General features: G+C 70.1%; 11 protein-coding genes. 7 read left to right on the top strand and 4 right to left on the bottom strand.

Features of this window, described 5'->3' with window-relative positions; all coding sequences use genetic code 11:
• The 4 genes from hflK to F9K34_RS14260 form a co-directional block, all read left to right on the top strand.
• A partial coding sequence (hflK, locus tag F9K34_RS14275) for an FtsH protease activity modulator HflK (protein WP_291337640.1) occupies nt 1–927 on the top strand: 927 nt, incomplete at its 5' end.
• Nucleotides 927–1,850 (top strand): protease modulator HflC, encoded by a 924-nt coding sequence (gene hflC / locus F9K34_RS14270; protein WP_291337639.1) that lies wholly within the window; start codon nt 927–929, stop codon nt 1,848–1,850. The genes hflK and hflC, both read left to right, overlap by 1 nt.
• A 3-nt stretch (nt 1,851–1,853) precedes the next feature.
• Nucleotides 1,854–2,057, top strand: coding sequence for a DUF2065 family protein (locus tag F9K34_RS14265; protein WP_291337638.1), 204 nt, complete (start codon nt 1,854–1,856; stop codon nt 2,055–2,057).
• 194 nt (nt 2,058–2,251) lie between these two features.
• The gene (locus tag F9K34_RS14260; RefSeq protein WP_436405750.1) at nt 2,252–3,697 is read left to right on the top strand and encodes a Do family serine endopeptidase; all 1,446 of its coding nucleotides are present in this window, start codon (nt 2,252–2,254) and stop codon (nt 3,695–3,697) included.
• Nucleotides 3,698–3,805: 108 nt separating this feature from the next.
• On the opposite strand, the gene F9K34_RS14255 is transcribed toward F9K34_RS14260, so the two are convergent.
• Complete coding sequence (locus tag F9K34_RS14255) at nt 3,806–4,315, bottom strand: hydrolase (RefSeq protein WP_291337637.1); 510 nt, start codon at nt 4,313–4,315, stop codon at nt 3,806–3,808.
• A 102-nt stretch (nt 4,316–4,417) separates the two neighbouring features.
• Nucleotides 4,418–4,822, bottom strand: coding sequence for an OB-fold nucleic acid binding domain-containing protein (locus F9K34_RS14250; protein WP_291337636.1), 405 nt, complete (start codon nt 4,820–4,822; stop codon nt 4,418–4,420).
• 115 nt (nt 4,823–4,937) lie between these two features.
• Between F9K34_RS14250 and F9K34_RS14245 the strand changes: the two genes are divergently transcribed.
• Both F9K34_RS14245 and F9K34_RS14240 read left to right on the top strand, forming a co-directional pair.
• On the top strand, nt 4,938–5,261 hold the full coding sequence (locus tag F9K34_RS14245; protein ID WP_291337635.1) for a 2Fe-2S iron-sulfur cluster-binding protein: 324 nt from the start codon (nt 4,938–4,940) through the stop codon (nt 5,259–5,261).
• The gene (locus F9K34_RS14240) at nt 5,261–5,989 is read left to right on the top strand and encodes an FG-GAP repeat domain-containing protein (RefSeq protein ID WP_291337634.1); all 729 of its coding nucleotides are present in this window, start codon (nt 5,261–5,263) and stop codon (nt 5,987–5,989) included. Before F9K34_RS14245 ends, F9K34_RS14240 begins: the two co-directional genes overlap by 1 nt.
• A gap of 196 nt (nt 5,990–6,185) precedes the next feature.
• On the opposite strand, the gene F9K34_RS14235 is transcribed toward F9K34_RS14240, so the two are convergent.
• Nucleotides 6,186–7,073 (bottom strand): bestrophin family protein, encoded by an 888-nt coding sequence (locus F9K34_RS14235; protein ID WP_291337633.1) that lies wholly within the window; start codon nt 7,071–7,073, stop codon nt 6,186–6,188.
• Entirely contained in the window at nt 7,070–8,341 is a 1,272-nt protein-coding gene (gene purD, locus F9K34_RS14230; protein WP_291337632.1) for a phosphoribosylamine--glycine ligase, read from the bottom strand. The genes F9K34_RS14235 and purD overlap by 4 nt, the downstream gene beginning before the upstream one ends.
• A gap of 66 nt (nt 8,342–8,407) precedes the next feature.
• Here purD and xseA point away from each other — a divergent pair.
• A partial coding sequence (gene xseA, locus F9K34_RS14225) for an exodeoxyribonuclease VII large subunit (protein WP_291337631.1) occupies nt 8,408–9,284 on the top strand: 877 nt, incomplete at its 3' end.

Raw genomic sequence — 9,284 nt, 5'->3', positions numbered from 1 at the left:
GGACAGGGCCCCCAGATCACCCGCGGCACGCTCGGTCTCGGCGCGCTGGCGGCGGTGGGGCTCTGGGCTTTCGCGTCGTTCTACACCGTCAAGCCCGAGGAGCAGTCGGTGGAGTTGTTCCTCGGCGAGTTCTCCTCGATCGGGCAGCCCGGCCTCAACTTCGCGCCCTGGCCGCTCGTCATGGCGAACGTCGTCTCCGTCACGCCGGAACGGACCGAGGACATCGGGGTCGGTCGCGGCGGGTCGGACAGCGGGCTGATGCTGACGGGCGACGAGAACATCGTCGACATCGATTTCCAGGTGGTCTGGAACATCTCCGACCCGACCAAATACCTCTTCAACCTGCGAGACCCGGAACTCACGATCAACGCGGTGGCGGAAGCCTCGATGCGCGAGATCATCGCCCAGTCGCAGCTTGCGCCGATCCTCAACCGGGATCGCGGCGTCATCGCCGAGCGGCTGAAGGACCTGATCCAGACGACGCTCGACAGCTACGATTCCGGGCTGAACGTGGTGCGGGTGAACTTCGACCGCGCCGATCCGCCGCGCGAGGTCATCGAGGCGTTCAAGAACGTCCAGTCGGCCGAACAGCAGCGCGACCGGCTCCAGAAGGAGGCCGACGCCTATGCCAACACGGTGCTGGCGGGAGCCCGCGGCCAGGCGGCGCAGCTTCTCGAGGAGGCCGAGGGCTACCGGGCCCAGGTGGTGAACCAGGCCGAGGGCGAGGCCAGCCGATTCACCTCGGTCCTCGCGGAGTACCAGAAGGCGCCCGAGGTCACGCGCAAGCGGCTTTACCTCGAAACGCTCGAATCGGTCCTCGGGCAGGTGGACAAGGTGATCCTCGACGAACACGCGGGGCAGGGCGTGGTGCCCTACCTGCCGCTGAACGAACTCGGCCGTAAACCCGCGACCGGGGGGAGCAACTGATGAACCGCACGACCCTCATCCTTCCCGTCATCGTGATCGCCGTCGCGGCCGCGCTGTCGTCGATCTTCATCGTCGACGAACGCGAAAAGGCGCTCGTCCTGCAGTTCGGCCAGATCAAGGCCGTCCACGAGGAGCCGGGGCTCTATTTCAAGCTGCCGATCATCCAGGAGGTCGTGCGCTATGACGACCGCATCCTCGGGCTCGACGTCGATCCCCTGGAGGTCACGCCGCTCGACGACCGGCGGCTCGTCGTCGATGCCTTCGCGCGCTTCCGCATCGCCGATGCCCAGCGCTTCCGCCAGGCCGTCGGCGCCGCGGGCGTGACGCTGGCCGAACAGCGGATCGACACCATCCTGCGCGCCCAGACGCGCGAGGTTCTGGGCTCCGTCACCTCGTCCGAGATCCTCTCGGCCGACCGGGCGTCGCTCGCCGCGCGTATCCGCGACGCCTCGCGCAACGAGGCCAACTCGCTCGGCGTGGAGATCATCGACGTGCGCATCAAGCGCACCGACCTGCCCGAGCAGAACCTCGACGCGACCTTCGCGCGGATGCGGGCGGAGCGCGAACGCGAGGCAGCCGACGAGGTCGCGCGCGGTAACGAGGCGGCGCAGCGGGTCAGGGCGCAGGCCGACCGGACCAAGGTGGAACTCGTCTCCGACGCGCAGCGTCAGGCCGAGATCATCCGGGGCGAGGCGGACGCCACCCGCAACGCCGTCTTCGCCGAAGCCTATGGCGCGGACCCGGAGTTCTTCGACTTCTACCGCTCGCTCGCGGCCTACCGCGAGGCGCTGAAGGCCGGCAACTCGACCATGGTCATCTCGCCCGACAGCGAATTCTTCGACTACCTGAAGTCGACCGGCCCGGGTTCGCCCGCCGCCGCGGCTCCCGCCCCGGCCGCCACCGCGGCGCCGGCGCAGCCCTGAGCGATGGGAGGCTTCGCGCTTCTCCTGCTCGCCATCGGGCTGGTTCTGTCGCTGGAGGGGCTGGTGCTTGCACTGGCCCCTTCGCGTATCGACGAGCTTCTCGACCTCATTCGCCGGATGCCGGTGGAAACCCGCCGCAACCTCGGCCTCGGCGCGCTGGCGCTGGGGCTCGCGTTCATTTGGCTTGCGACCGGTCTCGGGGGCTGAGACAATCATGCGGGCCCGGCGCGTGGGGCGCCGCGACGTGGCGCCGCGCATCACGCGGAGTTGAGGGCCGAGGCCGGCCTTGGACTTGCCGGCGGCCCGGCCTAGCTAGAGGATGGGACGGGCGGCATGGACGGTTCGCGCCGGCCCGGCGGCATCGAGAGAGGGAGTTTGGCGTGCGTTCTCAGGCAATCACGATGGAAGCGCCGGCGATACGGCCGGGCGCGCTGATGGGTCCGCTCTGGGCCGCCGCCTTCGGGCTCGCGCTGGCGATCGGCATGGCGCAGGATGCCGGCGCGCGGGCCGCGCCCGAAAGCTTCGCCGACCTTTCCCAGCAGGTGAGCCCTGCGGTCGTGAACATCACGACTACGACCACCGTCGCCGCACCGGCAGACGGCATGCCGGTCGTTCCGGAGGGCTCGCCCTTCGAGGACTTCTTCAAGGACTTCGGCGGGCCAAGGGGACCGCAGCGGTCGAATGCGCTGGGCTCGGGCTTCGTCATCTCGGAAGACGGCTACATCGTCACCAACAACCACGTCATCGAGGGCGCCGACGAGATTTCGGTCGAGTTCTTCTCGGGCGCCACGCTCGACGCCGAGCTTGTCGGCACCGACCCGAAGACGGACATCGCGCTCCTGAAGGTCACGAGCGACCAGCCGTTGCCCTTCGTCAGCTTCGGCAACTCCGACCTGATGCGGGTGGGTGACTGGGTTCTGGCGGTCGGGAACCCGCTCGGGCAGGGCTTCTCGGTCTCGGCGGGCATCGTCTCGGCCCGCAACCGCGAGCTTTCGGGCACCTACGACGACTTCATCCAGACCGACGCCGCGATCAACCGCGGCAACTCGGGCGGCCCGCTCTTCAACATGGACGGTCAGGTTGTCGGCGTGAACACGGCGATTCTCTCGCCCAACGGCGGCTCGATCGGCATCGGCTTCTCCATGGCCTCGAACGTGGTGGCCAAGGTCGTCGGCCAGCTGAAGGAGTTCGGCGAGACCCGGCGCGGCTGGCTCGGCGTGCGTATCCAGGACGTGACCCCGGACGTGGCCGAGGCCATGGGCCTCGCGGAGGCGAAGGGCGCCCTTGTCACCGACGTGCCCGAGGGGCCGGCCAAGGACGGCGGCATCCAGTCGGGCGACGTCATCACGTCCTTCGACGGGGCGCCCGTGACCGACACGCGCGAGCTCGTCCGCCGGGTCGCCGATGCCGACGTCGGCCGCGCGGTGCGCGTCGTCGTCCTGCGCGAGGGAAAGACCCAGACGCTGCTCGTCACCCTTGGCCGGCGCGAGACCGCCGAGGGCGAGGGCGCCGAGACCGGTGCCGCGCCCGGGGCGCCCGAGGCCCCGGCGAGCAAGGAACTGATGGGGATGACGCTTGGCGTCCTCACCGACGAGACGCGCGGCGAACTCGGCCTCGGGCCGGAGGTCGAGGGCCTCGTCATCACCGACCTCGACCAGTCGGGAGAGGCCTACGGGAAGGGCCTGCGCGCAGGCGACGTCATCACCGAGGCGGGCCAGCAGAAGGTGGCGACGATCGCCGACCTGGAGGCACGCATCGCCGAGGCGAAGGACGCCGGGCGCAAGTCGCTCCTCCTCCTCATCCGCCGCGGCGCCGACCCGCGCTTCGTGGCGCTGTCGGTGGAATAGGGCCGGCAGGACCGGACGGGAAGGGCGCCTTCGGGTGCCCTTTTCCTGTCCGGCCATGCCGCGCGGAAGGGGGCACCGCGGCCTGCCCGGATCGCGCGCCCTTCCGCCTCAGCCGGTTTTCGCCACGCCCACGACGTAGTTCTTGCCATAGGCCTTCGCGCACCTCGGGCAGGTGGTGTAGAAGAAATAGACCTCCTCTCCCGTCGCGCCCTTGTCGCGCGCCAGGGCGGCCATCTCGGCGTGCCAGTCCTTCGCGTGGCGATAGGGGCCCTCGAAGACCTTGGTGATGTAGGTCCCGCTCAGGGTCGCGGCTTCCTCCTGCGGCACCGGGCGGGAGACCGAAAACAGGTGCTCGCTCTGCCAGGGCGACAGGTCCCGGCTCAGCACGATGAAATTGTCCGGATCGTAGGCGCCGGCATCCCGCAGATGTTCGTTCACCCGGGCGAAGACCTTGCCCATGTTCAACGGAATGTGCATCGCGCTTTTCGTGGTGGTGCGGACGAAGGCCTTGTCCCTGAAGTGCAGGTCCTGCCCGTCCCATCCCTCGGGATTGAACCGCGGGCAGCATCCGGTGGTGTTGTCGCTGTCGTCGAAGTGGGGAACCGCGTTGGTCTGCATGCCAACCTCCCGTTGCAGGTGCGGCGGGACATAGCATCGATTCCCGGGGCCGGCATTGACCCTGCGCAACGGGCGGCGGAAGACCTGCGCCCGGCCGTCGCCTCACGGCCCCTCGTCCGCCCGCGCGGGCGCGGGGGCGAGGCGGCGGCCGCTGTCGGGCGCGAGCAATGTGTCGAGCAGATCCGAGATGTCCTCGATCACCTCGGCCACGACATGCACCACCTCGTTGTCGCGCTGGAGCCTGCCGGTGACGCGCAGAAGCCGCCCGGCCACCACGGCGCGGCGGAAGCGCTGGAAGACCTTCTGCCAGATCACCACGTTGGCCACCCCCGTCTCGTCCTCGAGGGTGAGGAAGACGACCCCCTTCGCGGTCCCCGGCCGCTGGCGCACCAGCACCAGCCCCGCCACCGTCACCCGCGCGCCCGAGGGCGGATCGCGGAGCCGGGCATGCGGCAGCGCCGCGGGTGGGCGCGGCCAGTCGTGAAGCGGGTGGTAGTCGGTCAGCATGAGAACGAATGTAGAACATTCATGCCCCCGCGCAAGCCCCGCGCGACACTGGCAAAAGGCCCGCATTTCGCCTATGTCGGCGCGGGATGCTGCATGAAGGCGGAAAGACGGAAAGATGGCGAAGATCACCTATGTGGAGTTTGGCGGCAAGGAACATGTCGTGGAGGTGGCGAACGGGCTGACCGTGATGGAAGGCGCCCGCGACAACGGCATTCCGGGGATCGAGGCCGATTGCGGCGGCGCCTGCGCCTGCTCCACCTGCCATGTCTATGTCGATGCCGACTGGGTGGCGAAGCTGCCGAAGCGGGACCCGATGGAGGAGGACATGCTCGACTTCGCCTACGAGCCCGATCCCGTCCGCTCGCGGCTGACCTGCCAGATCAAGGTGACGGACGCGCTCGACGGGCTGAAGGTCTTCATGCCGGAAAAGCAGATCTGATGCGGACGGGGGCGCTGGCCGCGGCTGTTCTCGCCGCGGCCGCTCTCACCGCCGCCGGCGCGGCCGCTCAGGGCGCGGGTTCCCCCGACGGGCTGCGCGCCGCCGAATATTCCGTGTCCTCCACGCGCTATGGCCATGACGCCCTCGGCCCGGGGCACGAATGGGCCATGCTCGCCCTTCACCGCGCCGATGGCGGGACGCTGTTCTACCGGAACGACCGCGAGATCGTCTTCGAGGATACCGCCCCGCGGCTCGTCGATGCCGATGGCGACGGCGACCTGGAGGCGCTGGTCGTCGAATCGAGCCACAGCAAGGGCTCGCGCCTTGCGGTCTGGACAGGCGCCGGCCGCCTCGCCGCCACCCCCTTCATCGGCCGCCGTCACCGCTGGCTCGCCCCCGTCGGTGCCGCCGACCTCGACGGCGACGGGCGGGTGGAAATCGCCTATGTCGAGACGCCCCACCTCGGCAAGGTGCTGAAGGTCGTCCGGCTGGAGGGCGACCGCCTCGTGCCGGTGGCCGAGGCGGCCGGCCTCACCAACCACCGTTTCGGCGATCCCTTCATCCAGGGCCGCATCGCCACCTGCGACGACCGCGCGACGATCCTGACCGCCGACGCCGACTGGCGCCGCGTGATCGCCACGACACTGTCGGGCGGCGCGCTCTCCAGCCGCGATCTCGGCCCCTACCGGGGTGCGGAGGGCTTCGACCGCCTCGCGGGCTGCGACTGACGTCCCTTTCAGTGTGGCGAAAACACTCCGGCGGATCGGCCCGCCGGAGGCGGGACGAAATCGTGGAGCGCGTGCCAGCCGATGTCGTGCCGGCAAAAGCCGCCCGGCCAGTCGATGCCGTCCGCCATCGCATGGGCGCAGTCCCAGGCCTGCTTCAGCAGGGGCCACAACTGCCCGCCGGACGCGGCCGGCGAGGTCAGGTCAGCAGATAGTCCACGGGCTTCACCGGCTCCGGCGGCACTATCCCGAGGTGCGGCGCCAGCGAGATTTCCACCGTCCGGCACATCGCGTCGAGGGGCAGGCAGTTCGGCGTTGCCCCGAAGGGGTGGCCGAGTTCCTCCGTCACCTCGGCGAGACCGAAGAAGACATAGGCCACGACCCCGGCGAAGACCGGCGTCAGCCATCCCGCCGTGTCGATGAGGCCGAAGGGCACCAGAAGGCAGTAGAGCCAGACCGTCCGGAAGATCAGCAGCGAATAGACGTAGGGAAGGGGCGTGTTGGCGAGCCGCTCGCAGCCGGCCTGTGCATAGCTGATCGCGGCGATACGCTGGGCAAGCGCGCGCTGCCCGTAGCCGTCGAGCGTGCCCTCGCGCGCGGCCTGCGTCAGTTCGACACCGATGGCGTCAAGCGCGGTGCAGGGCGGGTGCGGGCCGTCCGGCAGGTCTGCCACCCACTCGCCCGCCCGGTCGTCGGTGATCCGGCGCAGGTTGGTGCGGTGCAGGTGGATGAAGGCGAGCGCGAGCCGCAGCACGCGCTGCCGCCGGTCCCGGGCGGTCAGGAACAGGTCGGACTCGCGCCCGAGCGCGCGCATGTCGGCGATGAGCTGGCCCCAGAGCCTGCGTGCCTCCCACCAGCGGTCGTAGGCGGCGTTGTTGCGAAAGCCGAGGAAGAGCGACAGCGCGATGCCGAAGACGGTGAACGGCGCGATGTTGGTATGTGTCAGCGGCAGAGAGTGCCGGTCGACGAGCATGACCAGAAGCGCGAATCCCGACACCACGGCGACCTGCGGCAGGATCTTCAGGATGATGGAGCCGCGTGTCGCGAACAGCAGTTCCCGGACACCGGGCTTGTCGCGCAGGATCATGGCCGGCCGATCCCGCGCCAGCCGATGTCGCGCCGGCAGAAGCCGCCCGGCCAGTCGATGCGGTCCACCATCGCATAGGCGCGCGCCTGCGCCTCGGCAAGCGTCGCCCCCCGCGCGGTGACGTTCAGGACGCGGCCCCCGGCGGCGATGAACGACCCGTCGCGCGCCGCCGTCCCGGCATGGAAGACCATGTGGGCGGAATCCTCGGGCAGTTCCTCCAGCCCGCGGATCTGCGAGCCCTTCGCGTAGCTGCCGGGATAACCGTTGGCCGCCATGACCACCGTCAGCGCGTGATCCTCGGCCCAGTTCACCGACATGCCGGAAAGCCGCCCCTCGGCGCAGGCCTGGATGAGGTCGAAGGCCTGGGCGCCCAGCCGCATCATGATGACCTGGCACTCCGGGTCGCCGAAGCGGACGTTGTATTCGACGAGCCGGGCACGGCCGTCCCGGATCATCAGCCCGGCATAGAGCACGCCCTGGAACGGCGTGCCGCGCCGCGCCATCTCGGCCACGGTCGGCTTGACGATTTCCTCCATCGCCTGCGCGAGGACCGCCTCCGTCAGCACCGGGGCAGGGGAATAGGCGCCCATGCCGCCGGTATTCGGCCCGGTATCGCCGTCGCCGACGCGCTTGTGGTCCTGCGCGGTGCCGATCGGCAGCACGTCCTTGCCATCGCAGAGGACGAAGAGCGAGGCCTCCTCGCCGTCCATGAACTCCTCGATCACCACTTCGGTCCCGGCGGCGCCGAGGCTGCCGCCGAACATGTCGGCGACCGCGGCGAGCGCCTCCGCGACCGTCATCGCCACGACGACGCCCTTGCCCGCCGCGAGCCCGTCTGCCTTCACGACGATCGGCGCGCCCTGCGCCCGGACGTGATCCTGCGCCGCCGCGCGGTCGGTGAAGCGGGCATAGCCCGCCGTCGGCGCCCCGCAGGCGTCGCAGATATCCTTGGTGAAGGCCTTCGAGGCTTCCAGCCGCGCCGCCGCCGCCGAGGGTCCGAAGACCGCCACGCCTGCCGCCCTCAGCGCATCGGCGACGCCGGCTGCCAGCGGCGCCTCGGGCCCGACGAGGACGAAATCGACCGCGTTCTCCTCGGCGAAGCCTACCACCGCCGCGCCGTCGAGGATGTCGAGATCGGCACATTCGGCCAGCATGGCGATGCCGGCATTGCCCGGCGCCACGATGAGCCGGTCGCATTTGGGGTTCTGCTTCACCGCCCAGGCGAGCGCGTGTTCGCGGCCCCCGCCGCCGAGAATGAGAATGTTCATGGCGCCCCCGCTTGGCCTCGCGTCCCGCGCGTTCTAAGGTCGGCGGAGAGCCGAGACAAGGACGCCATGGACATCTTCGAGGACGACGATGGCGCGGGGCAGGGGGGCAATGCCCCCGAATTCACCGTCTCCGAGCTTTCGGGCGCGATCAGGCGCGTCATCGAGGGCGAGTTCGGCCATGTCCGGGTGCGCGGCGAGATCGGCCGCGTCGCGCGGCCCGCCTCGGGGCATCTCTACTTCGACCTCAAGGACGACCGCGCGGTCATCGCCGCCATCGCCTGGAAGGGCCAGGCCGCACGGCTCAGCGTGAAGCCCGAGGAGGGGATGGAGGTTGTCGCCACCGGCCGGCTCACCACCTTCCCCGGCCAGTCGAAATACCAGCTCATCGTTGAGGATATCGCGCCCGCGGGGCTCGGCGCGCTCATGCTCATGCTCGAGAAGCGCAAGGCGATGCTGGCGGCCGAAGGCCTTTTCGCCGAGGCGCGGAAGAAGCCGATCCCGTTCCTGCCCGAGGTCATCGGCGTCGTCACCTCGCCCTCGGGCGCGGTGATCCGCGACATCCTCCACCGGCTCCGCGACCGTTTTCCGCGCCGGGTGCTGATCTGGCCCGTGGCCGTGCAGGGCGAGAAATGCGCCCCCGAGGTCGCCGCCGCGATCCGCGGGTTCAACGCGCTGCCCGCAGGCGGCACCATCCCCCGGCCCGACCTCCTCATCGTCGCCCGCGGCGGTGGCTCGATCGAGGACCTCTGGGGCTTCAACGAGGAGGCGGTCGTCCGGGCCGCCGCGGCGAGTGCCATCCCGCTCATCTCCGCCGTCGGACACGAGACCGACACGACGCTCATCGACCATGCCGCCGACCGCCGCGCGCCGACGCCCACGGCGGCGGCGGAAATGGCGGTGCCGGTCCGGCTGGAGCTTCTCGCCTGGGCGGCCGATGCCGGCG

It is taken from the genome of Albidovulum sp. (genome assembly GCF_008933605.1).
Taxonomy (GTDB): domain Bacteria; phylum Pseudomonadota; class Alphaproteobacteria; order Rhodobacterales; family Rhodobacteraceae; genus Albidovulum.
Note: the sequence above shows the minus strand (reverse complement) of the source record. Positions and strands in the feature narration are given on the sequence as shown.